Raw genomic sequence first — 17,259 nt, forward strand, 5'->3', positions numbered from 1 at the left:
TGGGCGCCGCACCCGCCGGGCTGAGGGGAGGGTCAGCCGTACTGGCGTGCGTAGGCGGAGTTCAGCACTTCGATGACTTCCTGGTAGCCCATCTTGTCGAGGGTCTCGACATAGGCATCCCAGTCGGCGTTCACGTCACCGGAGCCGAGGATCCAGGCCTGGTTCCGCTCGAGCATGTAGGTGCGCAGGGAGGGCCAGTACTTGTCGTAGACCGCCTGCTCCTCCTTGTTCATCGCCACGCCGAGGAACTGGTCGATCAGCAGGTCGTTGGCGTCGTAGAGCTCGATGCCCTCGCGGGCGGCCTGCGAGGTCCACTGCCACTCGTAGCGGTAGTCCTGCGGGTAGCCCCGATAGATCTGGGCGCCTTCGAGATACATCTGGCTGTTCACCGGGCTGTCGGAGTTGAGCACCTCGGGCTTGTAGATCGGCTCGCCGTCCACCATGTCCCAGGTCTTGCCCTCGACCCCGAAGTTGGCGAGGTTGCTGCCTTCGGGGGTGAAGAAGAAGTCGAAGTACTTGATCGTCTCCACCGGATGCTCGTTGGAGTAGCTGATCGCCCAGCCGTCGGGCTTGATCGGGATGCGGCGATGCTCTTCCATCCGCACGCCACCAGCCGATGCGGGCGGCAGGAACGGGATGAAGTTGAAGCCTTCGACCTTGTCCTTGAGCGCGTCGTTGTAGCCCGAGGTGGAAGCGAACCAGTCGTGCGTCGAGCCGCCGAGGTTTTCGCTCAGCAGGTAGTCGCGCGACGAGGAGCCGCGGGTGAAGATCTCGGGGTCGATCAGACCTTCGGCATACCACTTGGCGATGTTGGCGATGCCGTCGCGGTAGGCTTCCTGGGCGTAGGGGTGCACCACCGAGCCTTCGTCGTTGACGTAAAAGTCGTGGTAGGTGTCGGAGCCCGACGACCGCGCATCCCAGAGCGTCAGAAGGCGGTTCACCTCTTCCCACTGGCGGGCGAAATAGGGGATCTCGTCCTTCTTGCCGTTGCCGTTGGGGTCGCCGTCGCGGAAGGCCTTGAACACCTCGTAGAGCTCATCGACGTTCTGCGGCTGCTCGAGCCCCAGCTTGTCGAGCCAGTCCTGGCGGATGTACCAGGCGCGGCCGAACTTTCCGTCGGGCAGATAGGGGATGTAGTAGTAGTTGCCGTCATAGGAGGAGATCGCCTCCTTCAGGCCCGGGTGCTCTTCCCAGAACTTCGCGATGTTCGGGGCGTGCTCCTCGACCAGCTCGTTGAGCGGCACGAAGGCGCCCTCGGGGCCATACTGGTTGACCGGCTGCTGGATCAGGTGGCCGCCGACGATGTCGGGCAGGTTGCCCTGGGCCAGGAGCAGGTTCATCGCCTCGGCCTGGTCGGTGACGTTCTTGCCCGAGGTCTTGTCGATCAGGTGAATCCCGGTCATCTCGCGGGCGACTTCCTCGACCGGGTAGATCTTGCTGGCGTCGCCGCCCACGCCGTAGCCCTGCGCGCGGGGCCAGTGCATGTGGATCGTCAGCTCCAGCGGCTCCTCGACGATCGGCAGGTGGCCTTCGGCGAGTGCCGGGGCCGTCAGGGCCGTGGTGCCGAGCACGGCAACGGTGAGTTTGAGATTTCGCATGGTGTCCTCCCTGTTGCGAATGGCGGTCATTCCTTCACTCCGCCCAGCAGGATGCCCTTGCTGAAGTACTTCTGGAGGAAGGGATAGATGAGCAGGATCGGGATGATCGAGCAGACGATGATGGCGGCGCTCACGGTCTCGAAGGAATAGGCCGAGGTGAGCAGCGTGTTGGCGAATTCCTCGTCGTCGGAAAGTTCGACGATGACCTTGCGCAGGTAGACCTGGAGCGGGATCTTGCTTTCGTCCTGCAGCAGTACCATCGCCCAGAAGAAGCCGTTCCAGCGCGAGACGATGCAGAACAGCGCGACGGTGGCGATGGCGGGCTTGGCCAGCGGCACGAAGACCTTCCAGAGCACCTGGAATTCGTTGGCCCCGTCCATCCGCGCGGCCTCCTCGAAGGACTGCGGGATGCCCTCGAAGAAGTTGCGCAGCAGGATGATGTTGAAGCCGTTCACCGCGAAGCCGATGATGATGCCGAAGTAGCTGTCGAGCAGGCCGAGGTCGCGCATGTTGAGGAAGAACGGGATCAGGCCCGCGTTGAACCACATGGTGAAGGCCACCATCAGGTTCCAGAACCGCCGTCCGTAGAGCTGCGGGCGCGACAGGGCGTAGGCGCCGGGGATGATGAACGCGAGGCTCATCAGCGTGCCGCCGATCGTGTAGATGAAGGTGTTGCTGTAGCTCGACCAGAACAGCGGCTCGGAGAGCACGCGCTTGTAGGCCTCCAGGGTAAAGCCCACCGGCGTCAGCACCACGTTGCCCGCCCGAGCCTCGAAGCCCGTGGAGAGCGAGAGCGAGGCGATGTAGATGAACGGGTAGAGCGTGGAGATCGTGAACAGGGCGATCAGCACCATGTTGACGATCACGAAGAGCTTGTCGCCGCGGGAATAGAGATTCATGTTCGTCATGGGTCCAGCCTCCTCACCAGAGCGACGTGCGCGAGTAGCGCTTGGAGATCGTGTTGGCGGTCATCACCAGGATGAAGGCGACCACGGCGTTGAAGAGGCCGGCAGCGGCGGCCAGGTCGTATTGCCCGCCCTGGATGCCCTGACGGTAGATGAAGGTGTTCACCACGTCGGCGGTCTCGTAGGTGGCCGGCTGGTAGAGCAGGATGATCATCTCGAAGCTCACCTCGAGCATGTTGCCGATGCGGATGATGAGCATGATGATGATGGTGGGCATGATCGACGGGATCGTGATCTTCCACATCATCTGCCAGCGGCTCGCGCCATCGACCACGGCGCTCTCGTAGAGCGTGGGCGACACGCCCGCGATGGCGGCGAGGTAGACGATCGACTGGAAGCCGGCCTCCTGCCAGATCCCGGTGCCCACGAAGATCGGGCGGAACCACTCGGGCTTGGTCAGGAAGTAGATCGGATCTATCCCGAACCAGCCCAGCATGGTGTTGACGATGCCGGCGCTCGGGCTGAAGGCGGTGATCACGATACCGGCGATGATCACCGAAGAGATGAAATGCGGCAGGTAGACAATGGTTTGCGCCGTCTTCTTGAACCACTGCTTGAGGATCTCGTTGAACATCAGCGCCAGGATGATCGGCATGGGGAAGCCGAAGATCAGGCCGTAGAAGCTGATGATGACCGTGTTGCGCAGGGCGCGCAGGAACTGGTCGTTGTCGAAGAGGGTCTGGAAGTGCTCGAAGCCGATCCAGGGGCTGTTCGCCACGCCGCGGAAGATCGAGTAATCCTTGAAGGCGATCTGCAGCCCGTACATCGGCTTGTAGAGGAAGACGAGCAGCCAGACGATCGTGGGAATCAGCATCAGGTAGAGCTGCCACTCGCGCTTGAGGTGGTCGCCCACCCGAACCATGCGGCTGGGCTTGCGATACCGCTGCGCCTCGGTCGCGTCGAAGACCATCTCCTCCGTGGAGGGGCCCGCGGCGGTGGAGAAGTTGGGATCGTTGCTCATTGCTCCAGCACCTGGCCGGGCAGTGCCACGCCGGTCTCGGCGTCGAAGACGCGCACCAGGTGCGGTGCGATGGTGAAGCCGCCGATGCCGTCGAGCATGGCCATCTGGCCCACCGTGTCGGTGCGGATCACGAAGGGCGCGCCCTGCAGGCTGGCGTGCACCAGCGCCTCGGAGCCGAGCGTCTCGACGAGGTCCACCTCGATGCTGACGGCGCCCGGCGCTCCGGCCTCTGCCACTTTCACGAACTCGGGGCGAATCCCGAGCACCACCTGGGTTCCGACGGCATTCTGCAACGACGGCAGCGGCTGGAGCTGCACCTGCTGGCCGCCGAACTCGGCCACCGGGCCGCTGTCGCCGGCCACCACGGTGGCGGTGACCATGTTCATCGGCGGCGAGCCGAGAAAGCCCGCCACGAAGGTGTTGGCCGGGTTCAGGAACAGCTCCATCGGCGTGCCGATCTGCTCGATCCGGCCGTCGTGCATGACCACGATCCGGTCGGCCAGCGTCATCGCCTCGACCTGGTCGTGGGTCACGTAGATGGACGTTGCGCCGAGGCGTTTGTGCAGCCGCTTGATCTCGGCCCGCATCTGGGTGCGCAGCTTGGCGTCGAGGTTGGAGAGCGGCTCGTCGAAGAGAAACACCTTGGGGCGGCGCACGATGGCCCGGCCCATGGCGACGCGCTGGCGCTGCCCGCCGGACAGATCGGCCGGGCGACGCTCGAGATAGGGGGTGAGGCCGAGGATCTCGCCGACCTCCTCCACCGAGGCGGCGATCGCCTCCTTCTTTTCCTTGCGGATGCGCAGCCCGAAGGCGATGTTGTCGGCCACGTTCAGATGCGGGTAGAGCGCGTAGTTCTGGAACACCATGGCCACGTCACGGTCTTTCGGGGCGACCCGGTTCACGTGGCGGCCGTCGATGGTGAGGTCGCCGTCGCTGATCTCTTCCAGCCCGGCGATCATCCGCAGGGTGGTGGACTTGCCGCAGCCCGAGGGGCCGACGAGCACGACGAACTCCTTTTCCCGCACCTCGAGGTCGATGCCATGCACCACCTGCACAGCGCCGTAAGACTTTACGATACGGTCAAGCCGAACTCCCGACATGTCCCCTCCCCCGTCTCCCGCCGCGGCGGGTTTGATGCCTTGCTCCGCCTAGCCTCCCGCCGGGATCGAAGCGCTGCGATTCGTCAGAACTTCGCTCTGGTATACTAGTCATAAATCTGGAATACTAGTCACAATTCGAGTCTGCGGGCCCCGAGATCGGCACCGTCCCGGACCGGGAGGAAAAATGAGAATTATCAAAGTCACCGTCACGCCCATCGCCATCCCCGATGTGCCGCTGGCCAATCTCAAGGGTGTGCACCAGTCGGTTTTCCTGCGCTCGGTGATCGAGCTGGAAACCGACACCGGCCTTGTCGGGCTGGGCGAGACCTACGGCGCCAGGCGCACGCTGGAGGGGCTGCAGAAGGTGGCGGCCGCGCTGGAGGGGCTCGACCCCTACGACCTGCACGACCTGCGCCGCCGCATCGAAACGGCCCTGCCCGACGGCGGCGGCATCAACGCGCCCACGGCGCTCACCGATCACAAGCTGGTCGACGTGGTCTACTCGGCCTACGAGATCCCCTGCCTCGACCTGCGCGGCAAGGAGGTTGGGCGGCCCCTGCACGACCTGCTGGGCGGCGCGGTGCGCAAGACCATCCCCTTTGGCGGCTACCTCTTCTACAAGTTCGCCAAGCAGGATCTGAGCTTCGGCCCCGACATCATGGGCGAGGTGATGACCCCCGATGTGCTGGTCGAGCAGGCGAGGACCTTTCATGCCGAATACGGCTTTCAGTCCTGGAAGCTGAAGGGCGGCGTGCTGGAGCCCGAGCTCGAGATCGAGACCATGCTGAAGCTGCGCGAAGCCTTTCCCGGCCACGGCTTGCGGATCGACCCGATGGGCGCCTGGACGGTGCCGACCGCGCTGAAGGTGGTGCGCCGGCTCGAAGGTGTGCTCGAATACCTCGAAGACCCCTGCAAGGGCATGGAGGGGATGGCCGAGCTCTCGGCGCAGATCGACATGCCGCTGGCCACCAACCTCGTGGTGGTGGAGTTCGAGCAGGTGATCGAGGCGGCCAGAAAGGACGCGGTGCAGATCATCCTCTCGGACCACCACTACTGGCGCGGGGCGACCGGCGCGATCCACCTGGGCGAGATCTGCCGCGCGGCGGGCATGGGCGTGTCGATGCACTCCAACTCGCACCTGGGCATCTCGCTTGCCGCCATGTGCCATGTGGCCGCCGCCACCCCCAACCTGACCTACGCCTGCGACACGCATTACCCCTGGACGACCAAGGAGATCGTCAAGGGTGGCCGTCCGGTGTTTAGGGACGGGGCGGTGCAGGTGCCCGAGGGTCCGGGCCTGGGCGTGGAGCTGGACCGCGAGGCCCTGGCGGAGCTGCACGCGCTCTACAACCAAGCCATGGTTGCCGACCGCAACGACACCGACGAGATGCTCAAGTATCGGCCGGACTTCGTGCGAAAGGTCCCGAGATGGTGAGCCCGGCACCCGCGCCGGAACCGCCCGCCCGCACGCAATGCTGGAAATCAGACGCAGAACTGGCTAGTCAGCCAACGAACAGGAGAAGATCACGATGCCCCAGGTGACCACCCTCAGCGAACGTCGCACGGCTGTGGACGATATCTTCGACTACCTGCACGAAGAGATCCTCTCGCTGCGGCTGAAGCCCGGCGACAAGATTTCGGAGGCCGACATCGCGGCACAGTTCGGCGTGTCCCGCCAGCCCGTGCGCGACGCCTTCAGCCGCCTCGACAACCTGAACCTGCTCCTGATCCGCCCCCAGCGGGCGACGGAGGTGAAGCGCTTTTCATCCCGCGAGATCATGAAGTCGCGTTTCGTGCGTGCGGCGGTGGAGGCCGAGGTGCTGCGCCGCGCCGCCCGCAACTGCTCGCCCGCCGACGGCCTGCTTCTGGATGCCAGCATCGAGCAGCAGGAGGCCGCCATCGCCAAGCAGGACTACGCCGCCTTCGGCAGGCTCGACTACGAGTTTCACGAAACGCTCTGCAAGGTGGCGCGGGCCGAGTTCGCCTTCGAGGTGATCCTCTTCGAGAAGGCCAAGTGCGACCGGCTCTGCGTTCTGGCACTCGAAAAGGAAGCGCGGATGCCGCAACTGATCGAGGACCATCGCGGCGTGGCCGAAGCGATCAAGGCCAACGACGCCGAGCGCGCGGTGGCCATCGGCATGGAGCACCTGTCGCGGCTCGACAGCACGATCGACTACATTCGCAACACCAACGCCGGCTACTTCGAGCCCGAAGACGACTGATCCGGGCCGCCGCCCCGGCCCGCCCCCCAGACCATCAGGAAGAGCGCCCCGCCGCCACGGACCTGCGCCGCGCCGGGCCCGGACCGGCGGGCGCTCCGCGTGAAAGCTAAGATCGGATGATATCAAGCCCTCTGGCCCCTGCCCGGCCAACGACGTGGTCGGTGTTTCACCTGGCATGGCCGCTGACCCTGAAGGCCGTGATGCTGCACGGCATCGTGGTGATCGACGGCTGGCTGGTCTCCTCGCTGGGCGAAGGCGCCGTGGCCGTGCTGGGGCTTTCGGCCTCGATCGCGGGGCTGCTGATCGGGCTGATCGTGGCCTTCTCCAACGCCACCCAGATCCGGATTGCCCAGGCCTTCGGCTCGGCCGACCGGGTGTTTCTGAAATCCGCCCTGCTCTCCGGCCTCACGATCAACATCGCGGTGGTGCTCGCCGGCCTCTGCCTGCTCGCTGCCTTCGCCGGGCCGCTGATCGACGGGCTGGCCCATGACGCCGAGATCGCCGCCGGCGCGCGCAGCTACCTGAGCATCTTCGCCGTGGTGATCGTGGCCGAGGCGGTGGGCCATTGCCTGACCGGCCACTTCAACGGCTGCGGCGAGACCCGGCTGCCGGCGCTCAGCTACATCGTTGCGGTGCCGGTCAACGTGACGGTCAGCGTGGTGCTGATCCACGGCCTGTTCGGGGCCCCTGCCCTCGGCGTCACCGGCGCCGCGGTCGGAAGCGCGGTGGCCTCGGTGCTCCAGGTGGGCTTTTTGGCCGGGCTGCTGCTGGCCCGCGACCGTGCCCTGCTGCGGGTCGGTGGATGGCGCAACGGCTCCTTTGCCGCCACCCTGCGCCGCCACTTCACCTTCTCGCTGCCCATCGCCGCCACCTTCGGCAGCGCGACCATCGCCATGAGCGTCTGCGGGCTGCTCTATGCCCGGCTTCCGGTGAACGACTTCGCCGCCATGACCATCATCATGCCCTGGGTGCAGGTGGTGGGTACCTTCGGCATGTGCTGGGCGCAGGCCGCGGGGATCTACGTGGGGCAGATGCTGGGCCGCAGCACGCCGGGCGAGGTGCTCGACGCCTTCCTCTCGGTCGTCTGGCGCAGCTCTTTCCTGGCCTCCGGTCTCGTCGCGCTGATCTACGCGGGCATCTGCCTCGCCAGCCCGTGGATCTACCCCGAGCTGCACCCCGACACCCGCGCCACCTTGCTGAGCTTTCTGCCGATCCTGATCCTGCTGCCCTTCCCCAAGGGCTCCAACGCGATCTGCGGCAACACCCTGCGCGCGGGCGGCGAGACCCTCTACGTGATGCACGTCTTCGTCTGGTCGCAATGGCTGTTCCGCGTGCCCGCCACCGCCGCCGCCGTGCTCTGGCTCGACGCCTCCGTGACCGTGGTGTTTGCGCTGGTGCTGGCGGAAGAACTCATCAAGTTCACCCCCTTTCACGCACGCATGCGACGCGGGCACTGGAAGACCGGGCGGATAGAGGACTGACGGCCTGCGACTTTCGATTGACAAGCTCTGGGATACTAGTATTAGGTAGGGTCGCAGGATCAATCGTCAGCGAGGTCCGAACTGGTTTACGATGGGTCAAACAAGCCCATTGACTCGTCTGATATATTAGTTCCTGATTGCCGCGGGAGGAGCGTGTTGCGGTAGAATAGGCTGCACGAACATCACGTTAACACGGTAAACCGCCATGCCTCACGCCGCCGTCGGCGGAGGAAATCAGTGGCACATATCACCACGACTGGGAGGAATATTAATGAACAAGATAATCAATACCGCGCTCGCCGGCGCTGCCACGGCCATCACGCTGCTCTCCGGCGCAGCTTCCGCGGCCGAGTGGCGCGGCTGGAACATTCACGTCGAGGGCTATCCGAACACGGTGGCGATGGACAAGTTCGCCGAGCTGGTGGCCGAAAAGACCGGCGGCGAGATCACCCTGCAGATGTTCCACGGCGGCACCCTGGGCGACCAGCCCGACGCCATCGAGCAGGTGCGCATCGGCGGCCTGGAGATCGGCAACTTCAACCTCGGCCCGATCGGCCCGATTGCGCCCGAGGCCAACGTGGTTTCGCTGCCCTTCATCTTCAAGGATGTGGATCACATGTTCCGCGTGCTCGACGGCGAAGCCGGCCAGAAGATCGCCGAAGGCATGAGCGCCAAGGGCCTCGTGCCGCTGGCCTGGTACGATGCCGGCGCGCGCTCGTTCTACAACACCGACAAGCCGATCAACACGCCGGCCGACCTGCAGGGCATGAAGGTGCGGGTGATGAACAACGATCTCTACTCGGGCATGATCTCGGAGCTGGGCGGCAACCCCTCTCCGATGGCCTTTGGCGAGGTCTACCAGGCGCTGAAGACCGGCGTGGTGGACGGGGCCGAGAACAACTGGCCCTCCTACGAGTCGACCGGGCACTTCGAGGTTGCGGGCTACTACTCGCTGAGCCAGCACCTGATCATTCCCGAGTGCGTCTGCGTCAACGCCGATGTCTTCAATGGCCTGACCGACGAGCAGAAGGCCGCGCTGACCGAAGCCGCGCAGGAATCGGCCGTTCTCCAGCGTGAGCTTTGGAGCGAGCGCGAGGCCGCCAGCCGCGAGAAGGTGGAGGCCGCCGGCGTGACGATCAACGAGATCGCCGACAAGGCCCCCTTCCAGGAGGCGATGGCGCCGGTCTACGAGGCCTACCTCAGCGCCAACCCCGACCTGCGCCCGCTGGTCGAGCTGATCCAGGCGACCGAGTGATCTGATCCGACACCCCGCGCCCGCCCCACCCACGGGGCGGGCGCTTTCCTTCAGAGGGCTTCTCATGATTCCGCCGCTTCCCCACGACGCCCCTGCCTGGCTGGGACGGTTCGACCGTGGCCTCGACCTGATCGCCAGCCTCTGCCGGCTCGTTACCGGCCTGTCGCTGGTGGTGCTCACGGTCATCTTCGGCTGGCTCGTCTTCGGGCGCTACGTGCTCAACGCCACGCCGACCTGGGTCGAGCAGGTGGCGCTGCTCCTGATCATGGTGATCGCCTTCCTCGGCAGCGCGGTGGGCGTGCACGAGAACTCCCACCTCTCCGTCATGGCCCTGCGCACCTCGGTGCCGCTCAGGATCCGCAACGGGCTGGTGGTGCTGGCCGACCTCCTGCTGCTGGGCTTCGGCGCGCTGATGGCCTTTTACGGGGCCAAGCTCACGCTCTTCAAATGGGACTCGATGATCCCGCTGATCCAGGTGCCGGAGGGGCTGCGCTCGCTCCCCCTCACCATCGGCGGCGCCCTCATCGTGCTGTTCACCTTCGGCCATCTGCTCCGCTTCGCGCTGGGGCATGACTGGCGCAAAGACCTCATCCAATAGGAACCCGCCGACATGGGAATTTTCGTTCTGCTGGGGATGTTCGCGCTCTGCGTGGCCATCGGTGCGCCGGTCGCCTTCGCCCTCGGCATCGCCGCCATCGCGGCCTTCTGGTTCGAAGGGCTGCCGTTGATGATCGGCTACCAGCGCATCATCGCCGGGATCAACGTGTTCTCGCTCATGGCGATCCCCTTCTTCATCTTCGCGGGCGAGTTGATGTTTCATGGCGGGATCGCCATGCGGCTGGTCAAGTTTGCCTCCGCCGCGGTGGGCGCGGTGCGCGGCGGGCTCGGGGTCGTCAACGTCTTCTCCTCGATGCTCTTCGGCGGCATCTCCGGCTCGGCGGTGGCCGACATCTCTGCGCTCGGCTCGATCCTGATCCCGGTGATGAAGGAAAAGGGCTATGACGCCGATTACGCGGTGAACGTGACCGTGACCTCCTCGATCGCGGGCATCGTCATTCCGCCCAGCCACAACATGATCATCTACGCCATCGCGGCGGGAGGCGGCATCTCGATTTCCAAGCTGTTCATGGCGGGCGTGGTGCCGGGCATGCTGATGTGCGTCTGCCTTGCGGTCGCGGCCTATGTCGTGGCGGTGCGCCGGGGCTACCAGGCCGAGATCTTCCCCGGTTTCACCTCGCTCTTCCTCAGCTTCATCGCCGCCCTGCCCGGCCTCTTCACCGCGGTCATCATCGTCGGCGGCGTGCTCTCGGGCATCTTCACCGTCACCGAATCCGGGGCCTTCGGCGCGATCTACGCCTTTGTCGTCACCCTGCTGGTCTACCGCAGCCTGACCTGGGAGAGCTTCATCACCGCAGTCAAGAGCTCGGTGCGGACCACCGCGATGGTGATGATCCTGATCGCCTGCGCCGGGGCCTTCGCCTACATGCTCACCTTCTACCGGGTGCCCGACAAGACGGTGTGGCTGCTGACCACCATCACCGAGAACCCGATCCTGATCCTGATCCTGATCAACGTGGTGCTGCTGGTGCTCGGCATGATCATGGACATGGCGGCGCTGATCCTGATCTGCACGCCGATCTTCCTGCCGGTGGCCTACAGCATCGGGCTGGACCCGCTGCAATTCGGGATCATCCTGATGATGAATCTCGGGCTCGGGCTCTGCACCCCGCCGGTGGGTGCCTGCCTCTTCGTGGGCTGCTCGGTCGGGAAGCTGCCGATGGAGAAGGCCGTGCGGACGATCTGGCCCTTCTACCTGGCCATCCTCGTGGCGCTGATGCTGGTCTCCTTCGTGCCGGCCATCTCGCTGACCCTGCCCGGCTGGATCGACATCTAGCCCGGCGCCCGGGGCGTGACCTTCGCCGCGAGCAGCCTCTCCTTGAAGGCCGCCAGCCGGGCGTGGGCGGTGCTGTCGACGGCCATGACCACCACGAGCAGGGCGATGGCCGTGATCAGGCTGGCGCGCCAGACAGGCCCCTGCAGGATGACGATGAGCGCGGCGCAGGCCAGGATGAGGAGCGGCATCCCCTTGAAGGCAGCCACGGCATATTGCGCCATGGTCCTGTCGACCCGCGCGATCTCGGAGGCAACGAAGGCCGGTGCGTCGCGCGTATGGGCCGCGTCGAAGCCCGCGAGGCTCTTCCATGTGCCAAGGAGCAAGCCGCCGCCAAGGATCAGCAGCAGCACACCCGCGACGAGGGCCGGGATCACGAAGGCCCTGGCCGTTTCGGTCTTGCCGATGTGCCACAGGCCGAGGCTCGCCATCAGGAACAGGATGCCGAACAGCACGAAGACTCCGTTCGACAGCAGCTCCGCCCTGGCCCAACCGGCCGATGCCCTGAGAATGTCCATCCGGGTGGGGCTCCCTGGCCTGGCTTACATCAGCCGCGCCGGGGTCTGGACCGAATGGCTCCAATCCCGCGGCGACTGGCCGTACATGCGCTTGAACTCCCGGCTGAACTGCGACGGGCTCGCATAGCCCACGTCCCAGGCGGCCTCGGAGACGGTCTTGCCCTCGGCGATCTTCATGGCGGCGTTGTTCAGCCGCATCGACTTGACGAACTGGATCGGCGACATCGTCGTCGCCTCCTTGAACCGGCGGTGAAAGACGGCGCGGCTCATGCCGACATGGTTGGCCATGTCGTCGATGGTGACCGGCTGGTTCAGGTGGGTGGACAGGTAGTCGATGGTCCGCGCGATCTCGTTGCCGAAACCGAAGGCCCGCCTTGCGGCAATCCCGGCCTCGCCCTTCAGCACGGCATAATACAACTCGCGCAGGCGCCCCGGTCCCAGCACGGCCGTGTCCACCGGGCTGTCGAGCAGGTCCAGTAGCCGCAGCAGCGCCTGGGTGAAGCCCGGGTCCCAACCGGCCAGGGCGAGCGCCGGCGGGGCCGGGCCTTCGGACCTGCGGGCGGTGCCGGTTGCGGCTTCCATCTCGATGGCCAGGTCGCGCATGACCCGCGGCTCCAGCGCGATCATCACGCCCAGAAGCGGATCTTCCTCCGAGGCCTGCGGCGCGCCGGCCTCGACCGGCAGGGTCATCGGGCAGAGCAGGTATCGGCTGGCGTCATAGACGTGGTGTTCCCCGTCGAGGATGGCCTCCTTGGCGCCGCCGAGGATGGCCACGACCGTGGGCGCGTAGACGGCGGGCACACATGGCACGGGTTCGGTCACCCGGAAGAGCTGCACGCCCTTCAGTGCGGTCTCGACGAGGCCGGCCGCGGGAAGGCGGCGCTCGATGATGCGTTTGATCTGATCCTTGCTCATGGGGGCAAACTGGCAAGGAAACCGGGGCTCTGCAACCGGGATGAGACGATCAGGCATGTATTCGAGACGATCTCGCCTGTTTCATGCGATCCGCGAGATTTATCTGCTTCCCCAGACAACCCAACCCCACCCAGGCCGCCAGCATAGGCTGGCAGGAGAACTCAGATGGCAGACACGACATTCGGACCCAAGGGCTGGACGCCCGCGCGCCTCGGCAACCTCGAAGGCAAGACCTATCTCATCACCGGGGCCAACGCCGGCGCGGGCTTTCAGGCCGCGCGCACGCTTCTGAAGAAGAACGCCAGGGTGGTGATGCTGAACCGCTCGGCCGAGAAATCGCGCGCGGCGATCGCCGAGTTGAAGACGGAGTTCGGCGCGACGGCCGACGTCAGCTTCATCCGCATGGACCTGGCGGTTCTGGACAGCGTGCGCGACGCCGCGGCCGAGGTGCTGAAGACCGTGCCCCGCATCGACGCCCTGATCAACAATGCCGCCATCGCCCAGGTGCCCACCCGCAAGCTGACCGCGGACGGGTTCGAAAGCCAGCTTGGCACCAACCATTACGGCCATTTCCTGCTGAACGGCCTGCTGTTCGACCGGATCGCGGAAAGCAGGGGCCGGATCGTCGTGGTGGCCAGTCTTGGCTACAACATGGGTCTGAAAACCATCAAGTTCGACGACATGAACTGGAACAAGGACTACGGCCCGAACACCGCCTATAGCCAAAGCAAGCTGGCGCAGATGATGTTCGCCTATGAACTTCAGGACCGGCTGGCCGCCGCCGGCCGCAGCGATGTCGAGGTCTATGTCTGCCATCCCGGCTCGTCGGCGACCTCGCTGATCTCCACCAGCGGCAGCCGCACGATGCGCTTCGTCTGGTGGCTGATGACCAAGACGCCGATGGTGCAGACCGCCGAACAAGGCTCCTACCCCGAGGTCATGTGCGCCACGGAAGAGGCCCTGACCGAACAGCGCGCCCTGTACGGCCCCACGGGCACCCGTGAATTCGTGGGCCCGGTCGGCAAGGGCACCCTGAACGCCCACGCCTACGACAAGGCGGTGATGAGCCGTCTCTGGGACGCGTCCGAGAAGGCCGTCGGGTTCCAGTGGACCCTGTGAGGCCCTGAAGGCCCCAGCCCCGCGAGGGCTGATCTTATGGGCCCCATACATCTGTGAAGGATCTCCGCGATCGGCGCCGGACACGCGCTTTCGCGATCGGTCCCCGCATGTCTCGCAAAGGAGAAAGCCATGAAAGACTTCAAGAACAAGGTTGTCGTCATCACCGGCGGAGCAACCGGCATTGGCAAGGCCATGGCCGACCGCTTTGGCGCTGAAGGGGCCAGGGTGGTCATCGCCGCCCGCCGCGAAGAGCGGCTGCAAGAGGCCGTGGCCGAGCTGAACTCCCGGGGTGTGGAGGCGCGCTACAAGGTCTGCGACGTCTCGGATCTGGGTGACATGCGGGCATTGGCCGATTTCGCATGGGAAGTGTTCGGGCAGGTCGACGTACTGGTCAACAACGCGGGCATCGCCGGCGCGCCGGCCGCTGTGGTCGATGCGACGCCGGATGCCTACCGGCGCGTCTTCGACGTGAACATCTTCGGGATGCTCAATGGCATCTGGGCCTTCGGCAACCGCATGATCGCGCAGGGCACGCCGGCGATGATCCTGAACGTCAGTTCCGAGACCGGGCTTTACGTGCCTGGCCCGATGATGGGGGGCTATTCTGCCTCGAAACACGCAGTTCGCGCGATCAGCGAGGCTTTGCGCCTCGAACTGCCCGAACATCTGCAGGTTGGCGTGATCTATCCCGGAATCGTCCAGTCGGAACTGGGCGGCAGTCCCGAGATGACCAGCATCGGCATGCCAACGGACGACTTCGTTAACATCATCTGGCCGCAGATCGAGAACGGAGAATTCCACATCGTTTCGCATCCCTGGGCCAAGGATTATGCCGCCGAGAATGCCGCCGAGATCGACCGAGCCTTCGACCGATACGCCCCGCATTTCGAAGGCGATCAGAAGTACGATTCCAAGTGGCTGGCCAACCAGGCCTTCGGCCGATCCTGAGACCTGCGGGGGCATTCGCCTCGGGTACCCCGCTTTCGGCACGCGCGGTTTGGCACACCCGCAACGCAAGGAGCGATACTATGATCGTCACCAAAGACATGGTGCACGGCGATCTGCGCAGCCGTTTCCGGACGCTGAGCGCCCTCCGGCTCGTGTTCGGCAACAGGGTCCTGGTCTCGGCCCTCAACGCCCTGGTGAAACGCACCTACCGGGGCCGCGACATCGACGGGTTGGTGTGTGGCGAAATCCTCGTTCCCGGCCACGATGGCACAACCAGGATCCGCACCCGCATCTACCGCCCTTCCGACCACGACGGCGACCTGCCAGCCATGCTCTACATCCACGGCGGCGGTTACATCAGTGGTATCCCCGAGCAGGCGGCCAATGAAATCCGCCGCTTCATCGAAACGCGCCCCTGCGTCGTCATCGCACCGGATTACCGTCTGGCCCTTGAAGCCCCGTATCCGGCTGCCTTCGACGACTGCTATGACACATTGCTCTGGGTGCGCGACAACGCCCAACAGCTTGGCATCAATCCGGACCGCATCATCGTCGCCGGTCACAGCGCGGGTGGCGGGTTGACCGCCGCCGTCACGCTGAAGGCGCGCGATACAGGCGACGTGAAGATCGCCTTCCAGATGCCGATCTATCCAATGATAGACGACACCCAGCCCGACGACCCCGCGCGCGAGATCCTGGGCGGCACCTGGGACAGCCGCACCAACCGGTTCGGCTGGCAGCAATACCTGCGTGACTTGCGCGCGCGCGGCCAGGACATCCCCGCCCATGCCGCCCCGGCGCGCAACCAGGACTACTCCGGCTTTCCGCCGACCATCAGCTTCGTCGGCACGATCGAACCCTTCTACCCGGAAACCGTCACCTACATCGAGGCGCTGAAGGCCGCCGGGATCGACACCCGGTTCGAGGCCTTCGAGGGCTGTTTCCACGGGTTCGAGATCGTCGCGGCAGACACGCCCATCGGCCAAAGGGGCCAGCGTTTCACCTACGACAGCTATGCGGATTTCTACGACGCATACGCCACCTGACACCTCTGCGCACATCCCTGTTGAGAAAGGAGCCCATGATCATGACCCAGACCAGATTGATGAACAGCCCGACGGACTACGAGAAGTTCGGCGTAAACCCGGATCGGATTGAACCATGGGAAGACGCCCGCCGCGATGACGGCCGCCCTGGCGCGTTCGAATGGTGGTATTTCGACATGCTGCTCGATGACGGCAGCGCGGTCGTCATCATCTTCCATGACAAGGATGCGGCGAACCCGGATCAGCCCATGAAGCCCTATGTGCAGATCGGGGTGACGCTTCACTCGGGGGAATACCTGCACGAGAACCTGGAACCGGATGACGGTGAAATCACGTTCAGCACCGAAGGCTGCGACATACGCATGGGCCCCCATTCCGTTGCCGGTGACCTCAAACGGTACGAAATCGAGATCAGCCCGGTGAACGGGCTGGGCGCAAGACTGACCCTTGAAAGCATGAGCTCACCCTGGCGACCGGGAACGGGCTACATCGGGTTCGGCGAGAACGACAAGGATTACTTCACCTGGCTTTGCGCCGTGCCGCGCGGACGCGTCCACGGGCAGTTGACGGCCAAGGGCGAGACCCGGGACATCTCGGGGTTCGGCTATCACGATCATCAATGGGGCACGGTACCGCCGCTGATGATCTGGAACCACTGGTTCTGGATCCGCCAGGCCTATGACGACTACACGATCCTCGTCTTCGATCTCGTGGCCAATGCCGACCACGGGTATACCCGCTACCCGCTTGTGTTCGTTCAGGACGCCGACGGCAAGATCGTGTTCCAGGGCACTGGCGAACTCGGTGAGGTCAGCTTCGAGGTGGCCGTGGCTTTTCCCGGGTTGATCCTCTTGTTTGCGAAGTAGAAGTCCTTGGTGCAATTAAACTGCGGAGGCTCCCGTGAACTCGGAAGAACGTCGGGTGTCCGGTCAGTCGCCAAACGACAACTTCGTCCGCACGGCCACCATCCAGTTCCTCGAATTGCTGCATGTGGCTGCCAACGTCTGCTTCGGGGAAGCTGCGTCGCGGCGTCGGTTGTGGTGGTCAAAGTCCGGTCGGGGCCGTTCTTGACGAGCGATGGCACCGGGGCAAGCCGCCAGTGGAAGCGCAGCGTCGAAGTTGTCGGGCACCCAGCGTTTCAATCATCATGTCTCGAAGTGGTCGCGTCGAGGTTGCAGTTGAGCTAGAATTTGCCCGCTACTTGCATAGTTGGGTCTGATCAATACACGCCGGTGTAAAA

At 64.8% G+C, this 17,259-nt stretch carries 16 protein-coding genes; 10 read left to right on the forward strand and 6 right to left on the reverse strand.

What is annotated here, in order from left to right; genetic code table 11:
- Positions 1–32 precede the first annotated feature (32 nt).
- The 4 genes from BUR94_RS10060 to BUR94_RS10075 are packed head-to-tail and all read right to left on the reverse strand — an operon-like array spanning position 33 to position 4,624.
- On the reverse strand, positions 33–1,628 hold the full coding sequence (locus BUR94_RS10060) for an extracellular solute-binding protein (protein ID WP_245794422.1): 1,596 nt from the start codon (positions 1,626–1,628) through the stop codon (positions 33–35).
- Positions 1,625–2,506 (reverse strand): carbohydrate ABC transporter permease, encoded by an 882-nt coding sequence (locus BUR94_RS10065; RefSeq protein ID WP_074256117.1) that lies wholly within the window; start codon positions 2,504–2,506, stop codon positions 1,625–1,627. Before BUR94_RS10065 ends, BUR94_RS10060 begins: the two co-directional genes overlap by 4 nt.
- Before the next feature lie 13 nt (positions 2,507–2,519).
- Entirely contained in the window at positions 2,520–3,524 is a 1,005-nt protein-coding gene (locus tag BUR94_RS10070; RefSeq protein ID WP_084192981.1) for an ABC transporter permease, read from the reverse strand.
- Positions 3,521–4,624, reverse strand: a complete 1,104-nt coding sequence (locus BUR94_RS10075) for an ABC transporter ATP-binding protein (RefSeq protein ID WP_074256118.1) — start codon at positions 4,622–4,624, stop codon at positions 3,521–3,523. The genes BUR94_RS10070 and BUR94_RS10075 overlap by 4 nt, the downstream gene beginning before the upstream one ends.
- A gap of 184 nt (positions 4,625–4,808) precedes the next feature.
- Between BUR94_RS10075 and BUR94_RS10080 the strand changes: the two genes are divergently transcribed.
- From BUR94_RS10080 to BUR94_RS10105, 6 genes are all read left to right on the forward strand, one after another.
- The gene (locus BUR94_RS10080; protein WP_074256119.1) at positions 4,809–6,059 is read left to right on the forward strand and encodes an enolase C-terminal domain-like protein; all 1,251 of its coding nucleotides are present in this window, start codon (positions 4,809–4,811) and stop codon (positions 6,057–6,059) included.
- A 94-nt stretch (positions 6,060–6,153) separates the two neighbouring features.
- Positions 6,154–6,846: a GntR family transcriptional regulator gene (locus BUR94_RS10085; protein ID WP_074256120.1), complete on the forward strand. Its 693-nt coding sequence runs from the start codon at positions 6,154–6,156 to the stop codon at positions 6,844–6,846.
- A gap of 161 nt (positions 6,847–7,007) precedes the next feature.
- On the forward strand, positions 7,008–8,327 hold the full coding sequence (locus BUR94_RS10090; RefSeq protein WP_074256121.1) for an MATE family efflux transporter: 1,320 nt from the start codon (positions 7,008–7,010) through the stop codon (positions 8,325–8,327).
- A gap of 271 nt (positions 8,328–8,598) precedes the next feature.
- Positions 8,599–9,582: a TRAP transporter substrate-binding protein gene (locus tag BUR94_RS10095; protein WP_074256122.1), complete on the forward strand. Its 984-nt coding sequence runs from the start codon at positions 8,599–8,601 to the stop codon at positions 9,580–9,582.
- 64 nt (positions 9,583–9,646) lie between these two features.
- Entirely contained in the window at positions 9,647–10,180 is a 534-nt protein-coding gene (locus BUR94_RS10100; RefSeq protein ID WP_074256123.1) for a TRAP transporter small permease, read from the forward strand.
- 12 nt (positions 10,181–10,192) lie between these two features.
- Entirely contained in the window at positions 10,193–11,476 is a 1,284-nt protein-coding gene (locus tag BUR94_RS10105) for a TRAP transporter large permease (protein ID WP_074256124.1), read from the forward strand.
- Here the strand turns inward: BUR94_RS10105 and BUR94_RS10110 are convergent.
- Complete coding sequence (locus tag BUR94_RS10110) at positions 11,473–11,991, reverse strand: hypothetical protein (protein ID WP_074256125.1); 519 nt, start codon at positions 11,989–11,991, stop codon at positions 11,473–11,475. The genes BUR94_RS10105 and BUR94_RS10110 overlap by 4 nt on opposite strands.
- Positions 11,992–12,015: 24 nt before the next feature.
- Positions 12,016–12,906, reverse strand: coding sequence for an AraC family transcriptional regulator (locus BUR94_RS10115; protein ID WP_074256126.1), 891 nt, complete (start codon positions 12,904–12,906; stop codon positions 12,016–12,018).
- Between the two features lie 165 nt (positions 12,907–13,071).
- Between BUR94_RS10115 and BUR94_RS10120 the strand changes: the two genes are divergently transcribed.
- The 4 genes from BUR94_RS10120 (at position 13,072) to BUR94_RS10135 (ending at position 16,885) form a co-directional block, all read left to right on the forward strand.
- Positions 13,072–14,025 (forward strand): SDR family oxidoreductase, encoded by a 954-nt coding sequence (locus tag BUR94_RS10120; protein ID WP_074256127.1) that lies wholly within the window; start codon positions 13,072–13,074, stop codon positions 14,023–14,025.
- 129 nt (positions 14,026–14,154) lie between these two features.
- The gene (locus tag BUR94_RS10125) at positions 14,155–14,973 is read left to right on the forward strand and encodes an SDR family NAD(P)-dependent oxidoreductase (RefSeq protein ID WP_074256128.1); all 819 of its coding nucleotides are present in this window, start codon (positions 14,155–14,157) and stop codon (positions 14,971–14,973) included.
- An 80-nt stretch (positions 14,974–15,053) separates the two neighbouring features.
- Positions 15,054–16,019, forward strand: a complete 966-nt coding sequence (locus BUR94_RS10130; RefSeq protein ID WP_074256129.1) for an alpha/beta hydrolase — start codon at positions 15,054–15,056, stop codon at positions 16,017–16,019.
- 41 nt (positions 16,020–16,060) lie between these two features.
- Positions 16,061–16,885, forward strand: coding sequence for a lipocalin-like domain-containing protein (locus BUR94_RS10135; RefSeq protein ID WP_139301258.1), 825 nt, complete (start codon positions 16,061–16,063; stop codon positions 16,883–16,885).
- The last annotated feature ends 374 nt before the right edge of the window (positions 16,886–17,259 follow it).

It is taken from the genome of Vannielia litorea (assembly GCF_900142295.1).
Taxonomy (GTDB): domain Bacteria; phylum Pseudomonadota; class Alphaproteobacteria; order Rhodobacterales; family Rhodobacteraceae; genus Vannielia; species Vannielia litorea.